General features: G+C 68.4%; 21 protein-coding genes. 9 read left to right on the forward strand and 12 right to left on the reverse strand.

The features are described from left to right. Positions 1 to 34: 34 nt before the first annotated feature. The 4 genes from IB278_RS16835 to IB278_RS16850 are packed head-to-tail and all read right to left on the reverse strand — an operon-like array spanning position 35 to position 4,054. The gene (locus IB278_RS16835; protein ID WP_192324340.1) at positions 35 to 1,009 is read right to left on the reverse strand and encodes a Bug family tripartite tricarboxylate transporter substrate binding protein; all 975 of its coding nucleotides are present in this window, start codon (positions 1,007 to 1,009) and stop codon (positions 35 to 37) included. A gap of 54 nt (positions 1,010 to 1,063) precedes the next feature. Further along, positions 1,064 to 2,020, reverse strand: a complete 957-nt coding sequence (locus tag IB278_RS16840; protein ID WP_192324342.1) for a Bug family tripartite tricarboxylate transporter substrate binding protein — start codon at positions 2,018 to 2,020, stop codon at positions 1,064 to 1,066. Beyond that, the gene (locus IB278_RS16845) at positions 2,013 to 3,389 is read right to left on the reverse strand and encodes an amidase (protein WP_192324344.1); all 1,377 of its coding nucleotides are present in this window, start codon (positions 3,387 to 3,389) and stop codon (positions 2,013 to 2,015) included. Before IB278_RS16845 ends, IB278_RS16840 begins: the two co-directional genes overlap by 8 nt. Further along, positions 3,386 to 4,054, reverse strand: coding sequence for an RraA family protein (locus IB278_RS16850; protein WP_192324346.1), 669 nt, complete (start codon positions 4,052 to 4,054; stop codon positions 3,386 to 3,388). The genes IB278_RS16845 and IB278_RS16850 overlap by 4 nt, the downstream gene beginning before the upstream one ends. A 74-nt stretch (positions 4,055 to 4,128) precedes the next feature. Between IB278_RS16850 and IB278_RS16855 the strand changes: the two genes are divergently transcribed. From IB278_RS16855 to IB278_RS16875, 5 genes are all read left to right on the forward strand, one after another. After that, positions 4,129 to 5,076: a LysR family transcriptional regulator gene (locus IB278_RS16855; protein ID WP_192324348.1), complete on the forward strand. Its 948-nt coding sequence runs from the start codon at positions 4,129 to 4,131 to the stop codon at positions 5,074 to 5,076. Between the two features lie 199 nt (positions 5,077 to 5,275). Further along, positions 5,276 to 7,114: a CocE/NonD family hydrolase gene (locus tag IB278_RS16860; RefSeq protein WP_192324350.1), complete on the forward strand. Its 1,839-nt coding sequence runs from the start codon at positions 5,276 to 5,278 to the stop codon at positions 7,112 to 7,114. Between the two features lie 42 nt (positions 7,115 to 7,156). Further along, complete coding sequence (locus IB278_RS16865; protein ID WP_192324352.1) at positions 7,157 to 8,149, forward strand: Bug family tripartite tricarboxylate transporter substrate binding protein; 993 nt, start codon at positions 7,157 to 7,159, stop codon at positions 8,147 to 8,149. Positions 8,150 to 8,159: 10 nt separating this feature from the next. Beyond that, positions 8,160 to 9,143 (forward strand): Bug family tripartite tricarboxylate transporter substrate binding protein, encoded by a 984-nt coding sequence (locus tag IB278_RS16870; RefSeq protein WP_192324354.1) that lies wholly within the window; start codon positions 8,160 to 8,162, stop codon positions 9,141 to 9,143. Between the two features lie 8 nt (positions 9,144 to 9,151). Continuing rightward, on the forward strand, positions 9,152 to 9,682 hold the full coding sequence (locus IB278_RS16875) for a GAF domain-containing protein (protein ID WP_192324356.1): 531 nt from the start codon (positions 9,152 to 9,154) through the stop codon (positions 9,680 to 9,682). On the opposite strand, the gene IB278_RS16880 is transcribed toward IB278_RS16875, so the two are convergent. Continuing rightward, positions 9,573 to 10,598, reverse strand: a complete 1,026-nt coding sequence (locus IB278_RS16880) for a LysR family transcriptional regulator (RefSeq protein ID WP_225612958.1) — start codon at positions 10,596 to 10,598, stop codon at positions 9,573 to 9,575. The genes IB278_RS16875 and IB278_RS16880 overlap by 110 nt on opposite strands. A 157-nt stretch (positions 10,599 to 10,755) precedes the next feature. On the opposite strand from IB278_RS16880, the gene IB278_RS16885 reads away from it, so the two are divergent. After that, a complete protein-coding gene (locus tag IB278_RS16885; protein ID WP_192324358.1) occupies positions 10,756 to 11,772 on the forward strand; it encodes an alpha/beta hydrolase in 1,017 nt (338 codons plus the stop codon). A gap of 30 nt (positions 11,773 to 11,802) precedes the next feature. Here the strand turns inward: IB278_RS16885 and IB278_RS16890 are convergent, their stop codons facing one another. Beyond that, entirely contained in the window at positions 11,803 to 12,579 is a 777-nt protein-coding gene (locus IB278_RS16890) for an AraC family transcriptional regulator (RefSeq protein ID WP_192324360.1), read from the reverse strand. Between the two features lie 83 nt (positions 12,580 to 12,662). Between IB278_RS16890 and IB278_RS16895 the strand changes: the two genes are divergently transcribed. Next, on the forward strand, positions 12,663 to 13,208 hold the full coding sequence (locus IB278_RS16895) for a peroxiredoxin-like family protein (RefSeq protein ID WP_192324362.1): 546 nt from the start codon (positions 12,663 to 12,665) through the stop codon (positions 13,206 to 13,208). Here the strand turns inward: IB278_RS16895 and IB278_RS16900 are convergent. The 3 genes from IB278_RS16900 to IB278_RS16910 all read right to left on the reverse strand — a co-directional run bounded on the left by IB278_RS16900 (position 13,163) and on the right by IB278_RS16910 (position 15,036). Further along, the gene (locus tag IB278_RS16900) at positions 13,163 to 13,660 is read right to left on the reverse strand and encodes a DUF1772 domain-containing protein (RefSeq protein WP_192324364.1); all 498 of its coding nucleotides are present in this window, start codon (positions 13,658 to 13,660) and stop codon (positions 13,163 to 13,165) included. The two genes, IB278_RS16895 and IB278_RS16900, sit on opposite strands and share 46 nt — an antisense overlap. Positions 13,661 to 13,761: 101 nt before the next feature. Then, a complete protein-coding gene (locus IB278_RS16905) occupies positions 13,762 to 14,319 on the reverse strand; it encodes a type 1 glutamine amidotransferase domain-containing protein (RefSeq protein WP_192324366.1) in 558 nt (185 codons plus the stop codon). Between the two features lie 297 nt (positions 14,320 to 14,616). Then, positions 14,617 to 15,036, reverse strand: coding sequence for a CBS domain-containing protein (locus tag IB278_RS16910; protein WP_192324368.1), 420 nt, complete (start codon positions 15,034 to 15,036; stop codon positions 14,617 to 14,619). Positions 15,037 to 15,281: 245 nt separating this feature from the next. Here IB278_RS16910 and IB278_RS16915 point away from each other — a divergent pair, with 245 nt between their 5' ends. Both IB278_RS16915 and IB278_RS16920 read left to right on the forward strand, forming a co-directional pair. Further along, complete coding sequence (locus IB278_RS16915; RefSeq protein WP_192324370.1) at positions 15,282 to 15,788, forward strand: transcription elongation factor; 507 nt, start codon at positions 15,282 to 15,284, stop codon at positions 15,786 to 15,788. 14 nt (positions 15,789 to 15,802) lie between these two features. Continuing rightward, positions 15,803 to 17,170, forward strand: coding sequence for an NAD-dependent succinate-semialdehyde dehydrogenase (locus IB278_RS16920; protein ID WP_192324372.1), 1,368 nt, complete (start codon positions 15,803 to 15,805; stop codon positions 17,168 to 17,170). A gap of 19 nt (positions 17,171 to 17,189) precedes the next feature. Here the strand turns inward: IB278_RS16920 and IB278_RS16925 are convergent, their stop codons facing one another. The 3 genes from IB278_RS16925 to hmpA form a co-directional block, all read right to left on the reverse strand. Further along, a complete protein-coding gene (locus IB278_RS16925; RefSeq protein WP_192324431.1) occupies positions 17,190 to 17,561 on the reverse strand; it encodes a response regulator in 372 nt (123 codons plus the stop codon). 162 nt (positions 17,562 to 17,723) lie between these two features. Then, positions 17,724 to 18,005, reverse strand: coding sequence for a hypothetical protein (locus IB278_RS16930; protein WP_145746768.1), 282 nt, complete (start codon positions 18,003 to 18,005; stop codon positions 17,724 to 17,726). 75 nt (positions 18,006 to 18,080) lie between these two features. Further along, a complete protein-coding gene (hmpA, locus tag IB278_RS16935; RefSeq protein WP_192324374.1) occupies positions 18,081 to 19,265 on the reverse strand; it encodes an NO-inducible flavohemoprotein in 1,185 nt (394 codons plus the stop codon). Positions 19,266 to 19,267 lie beyond the last annotated feature (2 nt).

Below are 19,267 nucleotides of genomic sequence, written 5' to 3' on the forward strand. Positions count from 1 at the left end.
TCTCTCTTTCGGATGATGTTGGTTGGCACGCGGATCAATCGATCCTGATGTTCGATTCGACGATCACTTTCTCCCACTTGAGGCGGTCCCGCTTGATCGTTTCGGCCAATCGCTGCGGCGAGCCGCCTTCGAGCTCCATTCCCATTTCAAGCAGCTTGTTCTTCACCTCCGGGTCCTTCAGGATGTCGTTCACGTTCCTGTTCAGCAGTGCAATGACGGCGTCGGGCGTCCGGGCGGGTGCCAGCAGTGCAAACCAGTGCAGCAGTTCGAAATTGGCAAAGCCCTTGGTCTCGGAGACTGCGGGCAATCCGGGATAGGCGGGCGAACGCTTCGCCGTGGTGACTGCGAGCGCCTTCATCCGGCCGGCCTTGGCCATCGGCATCGACTCCGGACCTATGGCCATCATCACAGACACCTGGCCGGACATCAGATCCTGAAGCGCGGGCGCTCCACCCTTGTAGGGCACATGCGTCATGTCGATGGACGCCGCGCGCTTGTACAGCTCCATGCCCAGGTGGCTGGGGTTGCCGGCGCCGCTGGAGGCGTAGTTGATCGGCGTCGCCGAAGACCGCGCGAACGCCGTGAGCTCGTCGAACGAATTGACCGGCAGCGAAGGATGAACCATGACCACGCTGGGAAGGGTCACGGCCATGACGATCGGCGCGAGGTCCTTTTCCGGGTCGTAGGCGAGGCGTCCCTTGTAGAGGGTCGGATTGACCGAAAGCCCCGCGGTGGAGGCCAGCAGGATCGTGTAGCCGTCCGGGCTCGCCTTGGCGACGAAGCTGGCCGCGATCTGTTCGGTGGCACCCGGCTTGTTCTCGACGACGACGGGCTGCTTGAGCCGCTGCGACAGCTGCTGCCCGATCAACCGGGACACCGTGTCGGATGCACCGCCCGGCGGATAGGGAACCACGATGCGAATGGGCTTGTCCGGGTAGTCCCCTGCAAACGCCAGCCCTGCCATCGCCAGCGAGAGGCCACACGCAGCACGTATCAAGGCAATCTTCATATCAGCATCCAATCAAGAGAGTGAGAAATTCGTCGTCCGGACCGCCCTGCAAGATCACTGGGGCGTGATCTTCGCGGCCTTCACCAGGCGGGCGTAGCTGTCCGCGTCCTTGCGCATGAACTCCCGGAAGGCCTCGGGCGAGTCCCCGACCGGAATGAGGGAGGTCTCCTCGAGCTGCCTGCGCAACTCGCCGCGCAGCGCGGTCTTGATCGCGGCGTTGAGCCTGTCGATCACGGCCCGGGGTGTCCCGGCCGGCGCGGCAATGCCGGTCCAGGTGACGACCTCGAAGTCGGGCAGCCCTGCTTCCTTCATCGTGGGAACGTCCGGCAGCAGCGGCGAGCGCTGGCGGCTGGTGATGGCCAGCGCGCGCAGCTTGCCGCTCCTGGCGTAGGGCAAGGCTGTCGGCGAGGTGTCGAACAGCATGTCGATCTGCCCGCCCATCAGATCCACGAGCGCCGGCGCGCCTCCCTTGTACGGAACGTGCAGGAGCTCCACGCCGGCCTGCTGCATGAAGATCTCGGTGGAGAAATGCTGGGCGGAACCGACGCTGGCGCTGCCGAAGCTCAACTTCCCCGGGCGTGCCTTGGCCAGCGCGATCAGCTCGCTGACGCTGTGAACGGGCGACTGGTGGCCCACGACCAGGATGTTGGGCTGATCAACGATCCGCATGATGGGCGCAAAGGCCTGCAGCGGATCGAAGGGCGGATTGGCATACAGGAACTGGTTGGCGGCAAAGACACCGGCGCTGCCGACCAGCAGCGTGTAGCCGTCCGGCGGCGCCTTGGCGACGTAGGCGGCGCCCACGTTGCCGGAGGCGCCGGGCTTGTTGTCGACCACGAAGGGCTGCTTCAGCGCATCCTGCAGGCTCTTGCCGACCAGGCGCGCGACCAGATCCACGCTGCCGCCGGGAGGGAACGGGACAATCAGACGCACCGGCTTGTGCGGGTAGTCCTGGGCCACCGCGCACGGGACGACGAATGCCAGCAGGACGGCGGCCAGCTTGCTAAGCATTGCGCATCTCCGGCGGCGGATTTCGGGACGGATGCAGTGCGCCGGCGACTTCGGCAGCGACACCCAGCAGTGCGTGATCGCCACCCGCCCGCCCGACCAGTTGCAGCCCGATGGGCCGTGCGTCGTCGTCCTCACCCGCGGGAAGCGAGATACCGCACAGCGCGAGCAGGTTGACCGGGCGGGTGAAGTGGACCGGCGCCACGTTGTGGTCGACGTCCTCGAGCCGCGGCGCGGTCATCGCCGTGACGGGCATGGCGATGGCACACAGCCCGAGCCTGTCCATCTCGCCGGCGAACGCCTGCTGCCAGCGCGACGCGGTGGCCTGGGCCTGCAGGTACTGCACGGCCGTGGTCGCGCGGGCGGCGAGGAGCCGCGATCGCACCGACGGATCCATCGGCGCGTCCGGGTCGTCCAGGAACCTGTCGTTCACCGAGGCGCCTTCGGCGATCATGATGGCGTTGGTGGGTTCCTTGAACGCCGCCAGCGACACCGGAAACCGGAACGGCACCAGACTGAAACCCGCCTGCGCGAGCCTTTGCAGGCTCTGCGCATGGCATCGCGCGACGGCCGGCGCGAGTGGCGCGAGTTCGTCCGCCTCCAGGACACCGATCCGCCGGCGGGCGTCCAGGCCCGAACCGGGCGCACCGACGAACGCCTCGAAGCACAACCGGGCATCCTGCACCGACGCGGCAATGAGGCCCACGCTGTCCAGGCTCTCGCTGAGCGGATAGACGCCCTCGCGCGGCAGCGCGTCGATGGTCGGCTTGAAGCCCACGATGCCGCAGAAGGCCGCGGGTACGCGAACCGAGCCGCCGGTGTCGGAGCCGATCGCCCATGGCACCAGGTGGGCTGCCACGGCCACGGCCGATCCGCTGCTGGAGCCGCCTGCCACCAGCGTGTCCGTGGCGCGGCCCGCTGGATTGCGTGGCGTGTCCATGTGGGTGTTGGTGCCCCAGGCGCCCAGCGCGAACTGCACCATGTGGGTCTTGCCGATGATGACGCCGCCGGCCTCGGCAATGCGCCGAACGATGGCTGCGTCCCGCTGCGCGATGTGGGCCGACAGCAGCGGCGATCCCGCCGTCGTGGGCTTGCCTTGGATGTCCACCAGGTCCTTCAGTGCCAACGGAATGCCGTGCAGCGGGCCGCGGTCGTGGCCTGCGCGGAGCTCCTCGTCGGCGAGGGCCGCCGCAGCCAGGGCCTCTTCTTCGTAGACCGCCAGGAAGCTCTTGAAGACGGCGTCGTGCGCCGCGATGCGGCGAAGACACTCCCGCGTGAGGATCACCGAACTGGTCTCTCCGGTTCGCAAGGCACGCGACAGTTCCGCCATCGGCGCGAAGGCGGGCGGCCTGGTCTGATGGGAGCCCGTCATGCCTCTGCCTCCTGGAAAACAAGGCGCGTGTCCAGCACGTCGGAATAGGACTCGCCGGCGCGCAGCCGTGACAGCGTCTGCTGCTCCGCCTGTTGCAGCCCGATCGCCTTCCGGGCCAAGGCCCACGCCTCGTCGGGCGGCATCACCAGAACGCCGTTCTCGTCGGCCAGCACGGCATCGCCGGGATGCACGCGCACGCCCCCGCAGTCCACTGGCCGGCAGAAGCTGCCCGACTGCCCGCCGGTGCGGGTGGTGCGGGCGCTCAGGCCGCGGGCCCACACCGGCACGCCGAGCTCGCGCAGCTCCGCAATGTCCGTGACGCAGCCATCGACCACCACGCCTGCGACACCGCGAAGGCGCGCCGCCAGCATGCTGGCGCCTCCCATGCACGCGATCGTCTCGTCGCCTGCGCGGTCGACGAACAGGAAATCGCCGGTCCGCAGCTGCCCCAGCGCGTGATGCAGGATGGATCCGTCCGAGCCCTCGCAACGCACGGTGACGGCGGTGCCGACGCTGCGCGCCACCGCCGTCATGGCCCGGATCCGCCCATGCAGGAAGCCGCGATCATGAAAATGGCCGATGGTGGCCGGCTCGGCCTCCTTCAGCAGGGCCAGCAGTTGCAGCGTGCAAGGCGGCGGCAACTCTCCTCGTTCGATGGCAGTCATTTCGGATATCGTCGTTGTGAATGACGGCAATCGTAGGCAGCCGCTCCCGGCACCGATACTGATCAATTCTCACGATGGTTGATTCGAGTTCCTTATCAACGAGGTTCACCCTCCACCAGCTGGAAGCCTTCGTATGGACCGCGCGTCTCGGCACGGTGCATGCGGCGGCCCGCCACCTGCATCTCACCCAGCCCGCGATCTCGCACCGCATTCGCGACCTGGAGGAGGAACTGGGCATCCAGCTGTTCGAACGCCAGAGCCAGCGCCTGCTGGTGACAGAGCTGGGCCGCAATGTGCTGGTCTACGCGGAGCGTGTGCTGGCGTCGGCGCAGGACATGGCGCGGCTCGATCTGCGGCGCACCATCACCGGCCTGGTGCGCATGGGGGTGGACGAGTCCTGCGCGATCATCGGGATGCCGCAGATCCTCAAGGACATCAAGGACAGCTATCCGGCGCTTCGCGTGGACCTGACGGTGGGCGGAGGCGCCCAGCTGCTTCAGAAGATCAACAACCACGAGCTGGACATGGCGCTGCACACGGGGCAAAGCAGCCAGCCCGACGTGACAAGCCAGTTCATCGGCCTGACCGAACACCAGTGGGTGGCGGCCCACGACCTGATGATGCCCGAGGGAGACTTTCTGCCGGCCCACGCCCTGAACCACCGTATCGTCTGCAATGCGCCGCCATCGACCCTGCATGAATCGGCATCGCGCTGGCTGGCCTCGGACGGCTATTCATTCGAGGAGTACAGCAGTTGCAACTCGCTCTCCCTCATGGTGGCGCTGGTCGCCTCCGGCCATGCGATTGCCATGCTGCCCGCATCGATCACACGCCGGCAGGTCGCCGAAAAGTCCTTGCAGGTGTTGCGCGCCAAGCCGGCGGTGCCGAACGTGCCCTACTACTTCTCGTACCTGGCGCACCACCGCAGCGAAACGACGGCGCGGATCCTGGACATCGTGCTGCGCAACCTGCAGGACGCCGGGTTCTTTCAGGCCGACGGATCGTCCCGGGACAGCGGCTGAGAAAGCCTTGAGAGCGACTGTCGGGTTCTGATGTTTCGGCAGGTTGCTCGGCCGCGGTGGAGCATCGCTTCCTTCCATAGGAGCAACCTATGGATCGATCATGATTTCGCATTTTTCAACGCGGGCCCGCATTCCCAGAATGACAGGACGGTGACAGCGCCGTCCATCTCCATCTGCCTTCAGGAAAGCACCTCGCCCCATGTCGGACCGCGATCGCACGCCAGGCGCCTGGCACCTGCCGCCCAGCGCCTACCTCGCCAGCCGCAAGGCCCCCTTCGGCCTGCCCGGGAAGCCGGAGTCCCTCTACGTCACGATGCGCGACGGCTGCCGCCTCGCGCTCGACTATTACCTGCCTCAGGCCTGCCATGGCGCGCAGCCACCCGCACGCTTGCCCACCATCGTCATCTTCACGCCCTATTACCGGCGCTTCGTGACCACCGACCCCACGGTGGAGGCCAGCCCCAACTGCGGCCGCTACCGCGACTTCTTCGTGCCGCATGGCTACGCCGTAGTGGTGGTGGACGTGCGGGGCACCGGCGCGAGCTTTGGCACGCGCGACGCGCTGCGCTCGCCGAAGGAGCGCGACGACTACCACGAGATCGCCGAATGGATCGTGCAGCAGCCCTGGAGCGACGGGCGCATCGGCTCGACCGGCATTTCGTACCTGGGCGCAGCGGCGGTATTCCTCGCGAGCACGCGGCACCCCGCCGTCAGAGCCATCGCACCGCTGTTCGCCGTGACCGACATCTACACCGACCAGCTCTACGTGGGCGGCGTGCTCTCGACCATCTGGACCGGGCGCTACGACGAACTCATGGTCGCGCTCGACCAGGACGACCGCCCCGCCCTTGCCAAGTTCGCGTACTACGGCAATCCGCTGTTCGCGGGGCCGCAGCCGGTGGACGCCGATGCCGATGGCCACCTGCTGGCCCAGGCGCTGCACCAGCACCGCAGCAACTGCCGGCTGAACGACATGGCCCGCGAGCTTCCGTTCCGGCACGATGCAACGCTGCACGACCCCGCATTGACGCTGGACGTGTGCAGCCCGGGCCACTATGCGCGCCAGATCCCCGAGGAGGTGGCGATCTACTCCGTCTCGGGCTGGTATGACGGTGCCGGCTACAGCAACTCGGCGATCACGCGCTTCCTGACACTGCCCAGGCATCCGCACCGCCTGCTGCTCGGCCCCTGGGACCACGGCGCTCGCAGCAACGTCTCGCCCTGGCGCGAGCAAACCGGCTCGGACTTTCCGCTGCTGGCCGAAGTGCTGCGCTTCTTCGACCATCACCTGCGCGGCATCGACACCGGACTCGACAGGGAGCAGCCGGTGCATTACTTCACCCTCCACGACGAGAAGTGGCAGGCCGCCGATGCCTGGCCGCCGATCGCGGGAACCCGCCGCGTCCATCCCGATGCGGATGGCGTGCTGGCACTGCATGCGCCCGCCGCCCCGGGCCGCGACCCCTACCAGGTCGACTTCGCCGTCTCGACCGGCCGCCAGACGCGGCTGGAACGGCTGGGCGCCGTCGGCATCGAGCACTACTACCCCGACTGGACCGAGCGCCAGGCGCAGTACCTGCACTACACCAGCGCACCGCTGTCCGCGCCGGCCGAACTGACGGGCCACGTGAGCGCGAGCCTGCTGCTCGCATCGTCGGAGACCGACGCGGCCGTCTACGTCTATCTGAGCGAGGTGCTGGCCGACGGCAACTGCCGCTACGTCACCGAAGGCCTGCTGCGCGCCCTGCACCGCGAAGGCCTGTCGCATTCGCCGGATTACGTGGCGAGCTGGCCCGTGAACACCTGTGACCGTGCGTCGGCCCGCCTGCTCGTGCCCCACGAGCCCGCGCGCCTGGACTTCGCGCTGCTGCCGGTGTCGTGGACCTTTGCCGCGGGAAGCCGCATACGCCTGTCCATCGGCGGCAGCGACGAAGGCCACGGCCCGCAGGTGCCGCACGGGCGGCCGCCGCGGCTGGAAATCCTTCGCGGCGCCGGCGCCAGCTGGTTCGATCTTCCGCTGCGCGGCGCGCTGCGCTAGCACCACGCTCCCCCGTCCTTCACGCCAAGAGAGAGGCACGCCATGGCCCACATCACCCGTCGCTCGTTCGTTTCCATGCTGGCAATGGCCGGCCCAGCTCTCCTGTCCGTGCCGATGTCCGTCCAGGCCCAATCGCCCTGGCCCGCGCGGCCAGTCAAGCTCGTCGTGCCGCAGGGGGCGGGGTCGGGCTCCGACGTGATCGCGCGCCTGCTCAGCGACCGGCTCGCCCAGCAACTGGGCCAGGCCGTGGTGGTGGAGAACAATCCGGCGGCCAACGGCCTGGTGGCTCTCGGGGCCGTGGCCAAGGCGCCCGCCGACGGCTACACGCTGGTGCTCGCGGGCGTGTCGCAGATCGCCTTCAACCCGGCCTTGTACAAGAGCCTGCCCTACGAGCCGCTGAAGGACTTCACCTTTCTTGCGCCGGTTGCCGACACCCCCTTCGTGCTGGTGACCAGCCACAGGAGCGGCATCAAGACCTTCGCCCAGTTCCTCGAACAGGCGAAAGCGAAGAACGGCGAACTGACCTTCGGCAGTGCCGGCATCGGCAACTCCACGCACATCGCGATGGAGCTGGTCGCGGCGACCGCGGGGGTCAAGCTGATGCACGTGCCCTACAAGGGTTCGGCCGCGGCGCTCACGGCCGTGCTGGCGGGCGAGGTCGACGCCATGGTGAGCGTGGTCGGGCCGGCCCTGCCGCAGGTGCAGTCGGGCAAGGTGCAGGCGGTGGCGGTGCTCGGCGCCAGCCGCGTGCCGCAGTGGCCCCAGGTGCCGACGGTGAAGGAAGCGGGGCTCAATGTGCCGCCGATGCCCGGCTGGTACGCCATCGCCGGCCCGGCGCGCCTGGACCCGAAGATCGTCGCCGCCTTCAACGCCGCGCTGAACCAAGTGATGGCGGACCCCGCAGTCAAGGCCCGGCTGGCCGAACTGTCGCTGCCGGCCATGAGCGGCGGCGAAGCCGAGATCCGCCGCCGCGCGATCGACGACCAGGCCTTCTGGGGCGCCTTCATCACCAGGAACAACATCCGCGTGGAATAGGGAGCACCTCGTGAAAAGACGCACCGCCCTCCTCTGCACCGCGGCATTGCTCAGCGGTGCCGGCGCCCTGGCCAGCGCGCAGGACACTTACCCGCACCGTCCTGTCAGGCTGATCGTGCCCTTCTCCGCAGGCGGCTCCACCGACCTGGTGGCGCGCCAGCTCGCGCAGGAGATGACCGCGCGGACCGGACAGCCCTTCGTGGTCGACAACAAGCCCGGCGCCGGCAGCACCATCGGTGCCGACTTCGTCGCCAAGGCGCCGGCGGACGGCTACACGCTGCTGCTGGGCACGATCAGTTCGCATGCGACGGCGGTGGGCCTGTATCCGAAGCTGCCGTACGACCCACTGAAGGACTTCGCGCCCATCACCGAGATCACCGCCATTCCCAACGTGATCGTCGCCAGCCCGCAAAATCCCCGGCTGGCCAACGTGCGCTCGCTCGCGGACCTGGTTGCGGCGGCGAAGAAGCCGCCCGCACTGACCTATGCGTCGAGCGGCTCGGGCAGTTCCAATCACCTGGCAACCGAGTCGTTCAAGTCGGCCGCGGGCATTGCGCTGAACCACATTCCGTACAAGGGCTCGGGCCCCGCACTCACCGACGTCAGCGCCAGCCACGTGGACCTGATGCTCGATGTGGTGCTGACCTCGCTGCCGCACATCAAGGCCGGCCGCCTCAGGGCGCTGGGCATCACGAGCCTGCGGCGCTCGCCGCTGTTGCCCGATGTACCGACCGTCGCGGAGCAAGGCTATCCCGGCTTCGAGGTGCTCGGCTGGTATGGCCTGTTCGCGCCGGCCGGCACGCCGCCGGCCGTGCTCGAGCGGCTGAGCCGGGACTTCACTGCCGTGCTGCGCAGCGACAGGATGCGCGCCACGCTGGAGTCGCAAGGGGGGCCGGCCATCGCAAGCACGCCGGCCGAATTCGGCGCGCTGATCCGCACCGAGATTGCGCGGTGGAAGAAGGTAGTCGAGCAGTCCGGCGCCAAGCCCGATTGATCGCATCCATGAGCGATCCCCTCATGCAGGCGACCGAGCGCGCCGAACGCGAACTGGGCGCGGAGGCGCTGCCCGCCGTGCTGGCGGCGCAGCGCGCGGACGATCCGGCGCTGGCGATGTTTCGGGCCCTGGACGCCGGCCTGGCGCGCGCGCCGGGCCACCTATTGCTGACGGTGCTCGTCTATCACCGCGAGCTCGGCGAATCGCAGCGCGCCTACAGCAGCCGGCCGCTGGAATATCCCATCGGCGGCCGCAAGACCCTGGGCCAGGCACCGCGCATGCGCCAGGTGCTGGCCTCGGGCGAGCCGTTCATCGGCCACGGCCAGGACATCGTCGACAACTACGCCGACCACGCCACGCTGCTGGCCATGGGCTGCGGGAGCATCGTCAACATGCCGGTGCGCTGGGGCGGCGAGGTGCTGGGTACCGTCAATCTGCTGCACGCGCAGGGCCGCTACGCCGAGGCCGACCTGCCGCGGATCGCGACCTGGGCGCAGCTGTCGGCGCCGGCTTTCCTGGCGACGCTTCTGCGTCGCTGAACAGCCGCACGCCCTTCCAGCGCTTGCTTGCGATCTCCTCCTCGATCACCCGCAGAAGCAGTTCGCGCACGCATTGCACGGCAGGGCTGCGCGCCGCCGAGACCGACAGGCTCAGCGACAGCTCGCGCAGCAGCGGCCGCCCCTTGATGGGAACGCCGCGCACGCGGCCATGCTGCTGCGCCAGCGCAAAGGCGGCGGTCGGCAGCACCGTGGCGCCAAGCCCGCGCTCGACGGCAAGGATCAGGATTTCCACCGCGCTGGTTTCGGCCACCAGGCGGAACTTCAGCTGGCGATCGCGCAGCAGCCGCTCGGTGGCCACGCGCACCGAGTTCGGGTGCGTGGGCAGCAGCAGCGGCAGCTTGGCAAAGGCCTCAATGCCGAAGGCGCGCGGTGCGGTTTGCGACGAGGCCACCACCACGAACAGTTCTTCCTCGAGGATCGGCTCGATGCGCAGGCGCGAATCGGCCCGCGCATCCATCGTGACCGCCAGCGCCAGCCGGTCCGCAGCCACCTGCCCCGTCAGGTCCCCGCTGGAGGCCTCCACCAGTTCCAGTTCGATCAGCGGATAGCGCTCCTGCAGCCGCGCCAGCAGCGGCGCGGCCAGGATGCGCGAGGTGCTGGTCGGGAACCCGATCGCCACCCGGCCGGATGGCGATTCGCTCTCCTGCCGGATGGCCGAGCGGGTGTCTTCGAACTGCCGCAGGATCGTCTTCGCATGGCGGTAGAGCAGCTCGCCGGTGGCCGTGGCCCGCGTGCCGTGCACGCTGCGCTCCAGCAAGGTGACGCCGAGCTCCGACTCCAGATTGGCCATGTGCTGGCTCAAGGAAGGCTGGGCAATGAAAAGCGCCTCCGCCGCAGTCGTGATGTTCCTGAGCTCGACGACCTTGACGAAATAGCGCAGCTGCCGGATGTCCATGTGGAGAGTATTGCGTGCAATGGGCCAGGAAGGCATTGTCGTCTTGGGCTGCCCGCGGCTGTCCTCCCGAGGCTGCGCGCATGGCGCGGTCGCCGTGCGCCATCTGGAAGGCAGAAGACAGTTTGCGCGCGAGCATCTTCATGCCATAAAGCTGGACGTGAGAACTTCAAGACACAGCACCCTGCGCGCCGGCCTTGCCGCGGTTGCGGCACTCGCCGTGCTGGCGGGGCTGGCCGGCGTTGCCTACGAGCAGATCGGCCGCTACCGCGCGGCACGGGACTTCCCTGCGCCCGGCAGGATGGTCGACATCGGCGGGCGCGGCATCCAGCTGGATTGCCGCGGCACCGGCTCTCCCACCGTGGTGTTCGAAGCGGGCCTGAGCGTCGATGGATCGTTGAGCTGGTCGGCCGTGCAGCCGAAGGTCGCCGCGCACACGCGCGCATGCGCCTACAGCCGTGCGGGGCTGATGTGGAGCGATCCTTCGAACACACCGCCGGGCGCAACACAGGCGGTGCACGACCTGCATGCCGTGCTGGCCAGGGCGGGCGAACGCGGCCCCTACGTGCTGGTCGGCCACTCGCTGGGCGGGCTCTATGCCCTGGGCTTCACGCATCGGTTCGGCGCCGAGGTCGCGGGGCTGGTGCTGGTCGATCCGTCGCATCCGGAGCAGGTCGAGCGCGTGGCGCATTTCATGACCGAATCGCGCTCGATGCGCTCGCGCATCGGCATCGCGCTGGCACCGTTCGGCGTGCTGCGCGCGGCCGCCCCGGTGCTGCTGCCGGAGAGCCCGCACCGCAGTGCACAGGACATGCAGGCGGTCCGCGCCTTCGCGCCCAAGTCGCTGCGCACGCTGCTCGCGGAGGGCGACGCGGTCGACGCCTCGCTTGCCGAAGCCATGGACTTCCAGCACCTGGGCGATCGACCGCTGGTGGTGCTGACCGCGATGGCCCCGCTCACCGCCACGGAACTGCGCGAAATGAAGATCACGCCCGAGCAGGGCCGACAGGTCCAGGCCATCTGGCGGCACATGCATGAGGAAATGGCGGCCTGGTCCTCGCGCGGCAGGCAGCTGCTGGTGGCGAGCGCCGGGCACAACATCCAGTTCGACGAGCCGCAGGTGGTGGTGGACGCCGTGCTGTCGGTGGTCGACGCAGTGCACGCGGAGCGCCGCTGAGGGCATCGCGGCAGCAGGCGTGCGTTTGCCTCACAGCTTCGGCTGGCCGGCCCGCGCCGGTTTCAGGGCCGCGGGTGCGTGGCCGTAAGCTCTTGAAAAGGCTCTGGAGAATGCCTCGGCGCTGCTGAATCCGGTGCGGCGGGCCGCGAGCTTGACCGGATCGCCGGCCATCAGGTGGCGGCGCGCCAGCGTCAGGCGCCACGCGCCGAGGTACGCCATGGGGGTGGTGCCGACGATCGTGCGGAAGGTCGACATGAAGGTGCTCCTGGACATGGCCGACCGGCTCGCCAGGTCGTCGACGGTCCATGGCCGCGACGGCATGTCGTGGATCGACACCACCGCCCGGTGCAGCGAAGGATGCGCGAGCGCGGCGAACAGGCCCGGCTTCTGCGTGCCCGCATCGATCGCGCTCCTGAGCGCCATCAGCACCAGCACTTCGGCGAGCCGGTTCAGCGCCGCGCTGCGGCCGCAGCGGCTCCCGGCCGCTTCCGCCATGAAGGCCGCAGCGGTGGCCTGCAGCGACGGCGAGCCGTCCAGGGGCACGAAGACCTCCTCGGGCATCGCACTTATCAACGGATTGGCGTCATTGTCGAAGTCGACGCTGGCCGCGATGCGCGCATCGGACGGCAGCTCGGAAAAGCCGCCAGGCCGGAAGACCACGCGGCCCGCGGTGCCGTCTTCCGGGCCCGCCAGCAGCAAAGCCGGCACGCCGGGCTCGCCCGGCGCCAACACCGCCACGCGGAGCTTGAACACTTCGACGAAGGCGGCGAGCCGGTCCATCTTGGGTGGATTTGGACTTTGGATCATGAAAGTCGGACGTTTCATGGCGCCGAGCATGAGATCTTTGGGCCTTGTTTGCAACCCCTCCCTTTTTTCCAAGGAGCACCCCCATGCTGATTCCGCGCCAACAAGCCCCGGACCTGAGTGTCGACACCCTCGGCGCCGGCCGGTTCCGGCTGCTCGACGAGAAGCCCGAGCGCATGACGCTGGTGTGCTTCTACCGCGGGCTGCACTGCCCGATCTGCGCGGGCTACCTGAAGGAGCTAGAGCGGCTGACGCCGGCCTTCGCCGAGCGCGGCGTGGGCACCATCGCGATCAGTTCCGACGGTGAGGAACGCGCCCGCGCGATGGCCGACAAGATCGGCGCGGCGAAGCTGCGCATCGGTTATGGCCTGTCGCTCGCGGACGCCAGGAAGTGGGGGCTGTACATCTCGGCGAGCCGGGGCAAGACCTCCATCGGCATCGACGAGCCGGCGCTGTTCTCCGAGCCCGGGCTGTTCCTGGTCAGGCCCGACAACACGGTTTACTACCTCTCGGTGCAATCGATGCCCTTCGTGCGCCCCAACTTCGCCGAGATGGTGCAGGCGCTGGACTTCGTCATCAAGAACGACTACCCGGCGCGCGGCGAGCAGCTGCTGGCGCAGCCGCCGGGCTGATCACGCCGCCGCCAGCACAACGCCGACGCGGTCACCAGGCAGAGCGCGAGGAACACGATCGCCGCGTTCACCGCATGCGAGTACTCCCACTGGCGCCGGAGGGTTTCCCAGTTCGCCGGGACGGTGGTCCAGTTCTGCGTCGCCTGGTTGCCCGGCAAAGTCCACGTCACGAAGATCGCGAACATCGCCGCGATGCAGGCCGCGGCACCGAGCGCGAGCCGGAACGGCAGGGGCTGCGAGCGGACGACGACCGCGAGGACGATGTTCACCACCAGCGCCGCCACCCACAGCGACCCGAGCACGGCCCAGCCGCGGTAGATGCCCTGCACCAGAAAATACTCTGATGGGCCGAGGCCGATCTTGCTCGGGAGCGCCGCCAGGTGCGCGCCTGAAGGAATCAACGCGAGCGCGCCGATCGCAATGGCCAGGAACTGAACGATCCTCGTGCTCATGACACGAAGGGCCCGGCCTTTTCCCGAAAGACCTGGAACTCGTCCCATTGAATGGGCCGCGCCGATGGAAGCCCGGGTGCGCAAGAACGCCAGCAGGCGTCTCAGGCGTGCGCCCGGGCGTCCGCAAACAGCCGGACCATCTCGCGATCGAAGGCCGGCAGGTCCTGGGGCTTGCGGCTGGTGATCAGGTTGCCGTCGACCACGACCTCGCGGTCCACCCACTTGGCGCCGGCATTCGTGAGGTCAGTGCGCAGCGAGGGCCACGAGGTCATCGTGCGTCCGCGCACCGCGTCGGCCTCGATCAGCGTCCACGGTCCGTGGCAGATCGCGGCCACGGGCTTGCCGGCCTTGAAGAAGTCCCGCACAAAGGCGATGGCTTCTTCGTTGATGCGCAGCGCATCGGGGTTCATGACGCCGCCGGGCAGCACGAGCGCGTCGAACTCGTGCGCGGCCGCCTGCGGCAGCGGTATGTCGACGTCGAACTCATCGGCCGGCTTGTGATGCTTCCAGCCGCGCACGGTGTTGTCCTTCGGCGAGACGATCTTGGTGGCGGCGCCGGCCGCATCGAGCGCCTTGCGCGGCTCCGTCATCTCGGCTTGCTCGAAGCCGTCGGCCACCAGAATGGCAACCTTGGCGCCATCGAGTTGGGTCTTGCTCATGGGAAATCCTTTCGGCGGTGTTTTCGAGAGGGAAGGCAGTGGCCGGTCGCTGCGCTTCAAATGAGGGGGACGTGGTGCGCCTTTCATGCCATGCGCCTTGCCCACGAGCTTCGCTCATTGGCCTGTGCGCCGGCCTGTCCTGCTTCGTTCTCGTCATGCTCGCTCGATTCCACATGAGCACCGTCGGAGCCCGGAGGGGCGCACCACATCCGATACCAGACTGCGCCGCCGCATCGCCGACTTCTGTCAGCGGGATGCGGAAGCGCTGTAGGAAATCGCCAACGGTGGCGCCGGTGCTCAGCAGGGCTCCGAGATCTCGCACAGCGCTTCGGCCGCGGGTTCGGGCTCGGCTTCCCTGACCGCAAGGTCGCCCAGCGCCACGATGCCCACCAGGCGCTTGTCGCGGCTGACGACCGGCAGCCGACGGATCTGGTACTCGCCCATGATCGCGACGGCACGTTCGACCGGTTCGTCCTCGTAGGCCCAGCGGATGCCGTCGGACATCACGTCGCGCACCTTGGTGTCGGCGCTGCGTCCTTCGGCCACCGCGCGCACGGCAATGTCGCGGTCCGAGATCGAGCCGATCATCCGGTCGTTCGCGCCGACCGGCATCATGCCGAAGTCGCCGTCGCGCATCTGCCGCGCGGCCTCTGCGATGGTCGCATCGGGACTGATGACTTGCACGTCCCGGCTCATCACATCCTTGATCGTGTGCATGAGAAATCTCCTCTTCGGTTGAAAGGCCACGCAGCAGTTCCAGCCGAGGCGGCCGGCGCCCGGGCCTCGTGGACACTTTGCGAAAGATTGCCGCCTCCCATCTGTAGGACTCGGCGCCCCGCGCGCGTGATCGCCTGCATCGTCGAAGGCCTACATCGACGAGGTTGCGGCGCCCTACACCCCCTGCACGCCACCGGCCTAGAGTGAAATTTCAACTACGGGAGATTAACTACGGGAGATCCGCCATGCCCGAGAAGAAAACCATCGAACGCGCCGAGCGCGACAAGCGCGAAGGCAAGGCGCCGACCACGCAGGCCGGCGAATTCGTGCGCGAGGAAATCGAGCACATCCGCGAAGGCCGGCACGGAGCGCGTTCGCCCGAGCAGGCCATTGCGATCGGCTTGTCCAAAGCGCGCCGCGCCGGCGTCGACCTGCCTGTGCCCAAGAAGGGCACGGTCTCAGAGAAGACGCGGCGCAGCGCACAGCATGCGCTGGAGGCCGGCGACAAGCCGGATGCCAAGGTCTCGCGCAAGCGTTCGCGCGCGACCATCGGCGCCCTGCAGCACGAAAGCCAGGCTGCGGCGTCCAAGCCGGCGCTGGCCCGGCATGCCAAGGCGGCGTCCAAGGAGCGCACCGCGGCAGAGCGCTCGGCAGCGGCGCGCAAGGCGGCGCGCACCAAGGGTCCCGCCGAGCGTTCGCATGCCGCCCGCAAGGCCGCGCGGACGCGGGCCGCGCACAGGGCCGGCAAGTGAGGGCAGGCAGCGAGATGGCCATCGAATCCATCAACCCCGCGACCGGCGAGAAGCTCGAGGCACATGCGGAAATGCCGCGTGCCGCCGTCGACGACATCATCGGCAAGACGCACGAGGCATTCCTGGACTGGCGCGGCGCCTCGTTCGAGCAGCGCGCGCAGCACCTGCGCGCGGCGGCAAAGATCCTGCGCGCGAAGTCCGACAGCTGGGGCCGGCTGATGGCGCGCGAAATGGGAAAACCGCTGCGCGACGGCATTGCCGAGGCGCAGAAGTGCGCGGCATGCTGCGAATTCTTCGCCGACAACGCAGCACGGCTGCTGGCACGCGAGCCGGTCGAGACCGAAGCGCGCACGAGTTTCGTCACCTTCAATCCGCTGGGCGTGGTGCTGGCCGTAATGCCCTGGAACTTTCCGTTCTGGCAGGTGTTCCGGTTTGCCGCGCCCGCGCTGATGGCCGGCAACGCGGCGGTGCTCAAGCATGCGTCGAACGTGCCGGGCTGCGCGCTCGCGATCGAGCAGATCCTGCGCGAGGCCGGCATGCCCGAACACCTGTTCCGAACGCTGCTGATCGGCAATGCGCAGGTCGATGCGGCCATCGGGCATCCGCTGGTGCGCGCGGTCACGTTGACCGGCAGCGGCCCGGCCGGGAGCGCGGTGGCGCGCAAGGCCGGCGAGATGCTGAAGAAGACCGTGCTCGAACTCGGCGGCAGCGACCCCTACCTGGTGCTGGAGGACGCCGACCTCGACCTGGCCGCCGGCGTGTGCACCAGGGGCCGGCTGGTCAATGGCGGCCAGAGCTGCATTGCCGCCAAGCGCTTCATCGTCGTCGAGCCGGTGCGGCGCGAATTCGAGCAGCGCTTCGTGCAGAAGATGAAGGCGGTGCGGCAAGGCGATCCGCTGGACATGGCGACGGAAATCGGCCCGCTGGCCCGGCAGGACCTGCGCGACGCCCTGCACCGGCAGGTCGAGCAGAGCGTGCAGCGCGGCGCGCGCTGCCTGCTCGGCGGCCAGATTCCCGAGGGCCCGGGCGCCTACTACCCACCCACCGTGCTCACCGACGTCGCCAAGGGCATGCCCGCGTACGACGAAGAGTTGTTCGGCCCCGTGGCCGCAGTCATTCCGGTGCGCGACGAGGCGCAGGCCATTGCGGTCGCCAACGACTCCTCGTTCGGCCTGGGCGCCGCCGTCCTCACGCGCGACCTGGCCCGCGGCGAGCGCATCGCGGCCGAGTCGATCGAGGCGGGATGCGTGTTCGTCAACGACGCCGTCCGCTCCGATCCGCGGCTGCCCTTCGGCGGCGTGAAGGACAGCGGCTACGGCCGCGAATTGTCGGGCTACGGCATCAAGGAGTTCGTGAACATCAAGACGGTGTGGGTGGCATAGCCTGATCGCGCCTGGAAGCTCACCTGCCTTGATAACCCAGGCAGTGCTCGAAAAAGGCGTCGAGTTCGGTGGACTTGTCGAAGACCGCATCGGCGCCGAGCGCCAGGCAACGGCGGCGCATCTCGGGGCTCGGGTAGTTCGTCAGGACGATCAGGTGCTTGTCCCTGGAGCGGCCCTGGCAGGCGCGGACGACCGTCAGTCCCGAGCCCTCCTTCAGGAAGAGATCGACGATGGCCAGTTGCCAGGCAACGTGCAGCGCGAGCGCATCGATGGCCGCTTGCGCCGTCTCGGCGGTGGCCACCACGCGAACGCCGGCCAGCTCCTCCAATGCGGGAATCAGGTTGTCCCGGATCGTCCGGCTGTCCTCGACAAGGATTGCAGTGAGCGGCATGCATGCGCTTTCGGCGTCTGGAGGCGCTTGGGCAACGGGACGCAACCACCAATCGATTCTTTGTACGGCCGGCGTTTCTTCATCCTTGTAGGCAGGCTGCTCGACTTGGAGACGGTGCCCAGGCAGCACGCGGCGCAAGGCACGGGGGCTTCTTCTTTCTTCTCACGAGGCCTTCCTGTGGCTTTCGGCCTCCAGCGCTTCGGCGACCCGCTCCAGCAGATCGACCGACTTCGACAGCTTCTTCTCGATCTGGTCGGTCTGCTCGATCGCGCGGCCGAGGTCGTCGGTGCGCGCGTCCTCGGAGACGCCCTTGTCCAGCACCACATGAACGACAGCGAGCTCGTCCGCGGCTTCCTCCACTGTTTTCTTCACCTGCTTGCTTTCGTCCAGCGCGCGTTCGACGGCGCGGGTGCTGCTGCTTTCGGGCGCGTTCAGTTCGGGCATTTGCGATCTCCTCGTGAGTGCACTTTTATCCTATACCCGCGAAGCCGAAGCGTCGACAAAGCGGGGTAACCCGCCTCATGCTTCCAGTGCCTCCAGCGGCCCGAAGAACTCGTAGCGCAGCTGCTGCTTGGGCACGCCCAGCGCAAGGCCGCTCGCATACACCGCCTTCATGAAAGGCTTCGGGCCGAGGAAGTAGAGATCGACGTCGCGGTCGGCCGGCAGCTGCTGCGCGAGCAGCTCGCGCGTGACGAAGCCGGTCGCATGCGGCCGGTCGGATTCGCGCGGCGCGTCGTAGACATAGAGCGGCTTCACGTTGGCATGCCGGGCTGCCAGCGCATCGACGCGCGCGCGGAACGCATGGGCGCCGCCATGCCGCGCGGCGTGGATGAAGTGCACCGGCCGGCCGGTGTGCGCCACCGACTCGAGCATGCTCATGGCCGGCGTGATGCCCACGCCGCCCGTCACCAGCACCAGCGGCCGCACGCGCTCGCCCGCGGGCTGCAGCACGAAGTCGCCGCAAGGCGCCTGCACACGCAGCAGGGTGCCGACGCCGGCCTTCTCGTGCAGCCAGTTCGATGCGCGGCCGCCCTCTTCCTGCTTGACGCTGATGCGGTAGAAGGGCTTGCCCGGCGCATCGGACAGCGAGTAGTTGCGCCGCAGCGGCTCGCCGTCGATGTTCAGCACCAGCGTGAGGTACTGGCCCGGCGAGAAAGCGAGCAGCGGGCCGCCGTCGGTCGGCTCCAGGTAGAAGGAGGTGATGACCTCGCTCTCCTGCTCGCGCCGCGCCACGCGGAACTCGCGCTCGCCGCGCCAGCCGCCGGTCTGCGCGGCGTTGGCGCGGTAGACCTCTTCCTCGGCGGCGATCAGCAGCGCCGCGAGCGATTGGTAGGCCTCGCCCCAGGCCGCGATGATCTCGTCGGTCGCGGCCTCGCCGAGCACGTCCTTGATGGCCTGCAGCAGGCAGCCGCCGACGATCGGGTAGTGCTCGGGCAGCACGCCCAGCGCGGCGTGCTTCTGGATGATGCGCGGCAGCGCCCCGGCGATCTCGTCGAGCCGGTCGATGTGCGTGGCATAGGCCAGCACCGCGCCCGCGAGTGCGCGCGCCTGGCTGCCCGCGGCCTGGTGCGCCTCGTTGAAGAAGGCCTTCACCTCCGGATGGCTCTCGAACATGATCCGGTAGAAGTGGCTGGTGATGGCCTCCCCGTGCGCCTGGAGCGTGGGAACGGTGGCTTTGACGATGGCGATGGTTTGCGGGGTCATCT

This window comes from Variovorax sp. VRV01 (assembly GCF_014852545.1).
GTDB classification, from domain to species: domain Bacteria; phylum Pseudomonadota; class Gammaproteobacteria; order Burkholderiales; family Burkholderiaceae_C; genus Variovorax; species Variovorax beijingensis_A.

Excerpts from the sequence above, each read along its gene's own strand:
- IB278_RS16835 (WP_192324340.1), bottom strand. The coding sequence starts at position 1,009 with ATGAAGATTGCCTTGATACGTGCTGCGTGTGGCCTCTCGCTGGCGATG.
- IB278_RS16840 (WP_192324342.1), bottom strand. The coding sequence starts at position 2,020 with ATGCTTAGCAAGCTGGCCGCCGTCCTGCTGGCATTCGTCGTCCCGTGC.
- IB278_RS16845 (WP_192324344.1), bottom strand. The coding sequence starts at position 3,389 with ATGACGGGCTCCCATCAGACCAGGCCGCCCGCCTTCGCGCCGATGGCG.
- IB278_RS16850 (WP_192324346.1), bottom strand. The coding sequence starts at position 4,054 with ATGACTGCCATCGAACGAGGAGAGTTGCCGCCGCCTTGCACGCTGCAA.
- IB278_RS16855 (WP_192324348.1), top strand. The coding sequence starts at position 4,129 with ATGGTTGATTCGAGTTCCTTATCAACGAGGTTCACCCTCCACCAGCTG.
- IB278_RS16860 (WP_192324350.1), top strand. The coding sequence starts at position 5,276 with ATGTCGGACCGCGATCGCACGCCAGGCGCCTGGCACCTGCCGCCCAGC.
- IB278_RS16865 (WP_192324352.1), top strand. The coding sequence starts at position 7,157 with ATGGCCCACATCACCCGTCGCTCGTTCGTTTCCATGCTGGCAATGGCC.
- IB278_RS16875 (WP_192324356.1), top strand. The coding sequence starts at position 9,152 with ATGAGCGATCCCCTCATGCAGGCGACCGAGCGCGCCGAACGCGAACTG.
- IB278_RS16880 (WP_225612958.1), bottom strand. The coding sequence starts at position 10,598 with ATGGACATCCGGCAGCTGCGCTATTTCGTCAAGGTCGTCGAGCTCAGG.
- IB278_RS16890 (WP_192324360.1), bottom strand. The coding sequence starts at position 12,579 with ATGATCCAAAGTCCAAATCCACCCAAGATGGACCGGCTCGCCGCCTTC.
- IB278_RS16895 (WP_192324362.1), top strand. The coding sequence starts at position 12,663 with ATGCTGATTCCGCGCCAACAAGCCCCGGACCTGAGTGTCGACACCCTC.
- IB278_RS16900 (WP_192324364.1), bottom strand. The coding sequence starts at position 13,660 with ATGAGCACGAGGATCGTTCAGTTCCTGGCCATTGCGATCGGCGCGCTC.
- IB278_RS16905 (WP_192324366.1), bottom strand. The coding sequence starts at position 14,319 with ATGAGCAAGACCCAACTCGATGGCGCCAAGGTTGCCATTCTGGTGGCC.
- IB278_RS16910 (WP_192324368.1), bottom strand. The coding sequence starts at position 15,036 with ATGCACACGATCAAGGATGTGATGAGCCGGGACGTGCAAGTCATCAGT.
- IB278_RS16915 (WP_192324370.1), top strand. The coding sequence starts at position 15,282 with ATGCCCGAGAAGAAAACCATCGAACGCGCCGAGCGCGACAAGCGCGAA.
- IB278_RS16920 (WP_192324372.1), top strand. The coding sequence starts at position 15,803 with ATGGCCATCGAATCCATCAACCCCGCGACCGGCGAGAAGCTCGAGGCA.
- IB278_RS16925 (WP_192324431.1), bottom strand. The coding sequence starts at position 17,561 with ATGCCGCTCACTGCAATCCTTGTCGAGGACAGCCGGACGATCCGGGAC.
- IB278_RS16930 (WP_145746768.1), bottom strand. The coding sequence starts at position 18,005 with ATGCCCGAACTGAACGCGCCCGAAAGCAGCAGCACCCGCGCCGTCGAA.
- hmpA (WP_192324374.1), bottom strand. The coding sequence starts at position 19,265 with ATGACCCCGCAAACCATCGCCATCGTCAAAGCCACCGTTCCCACGCTC.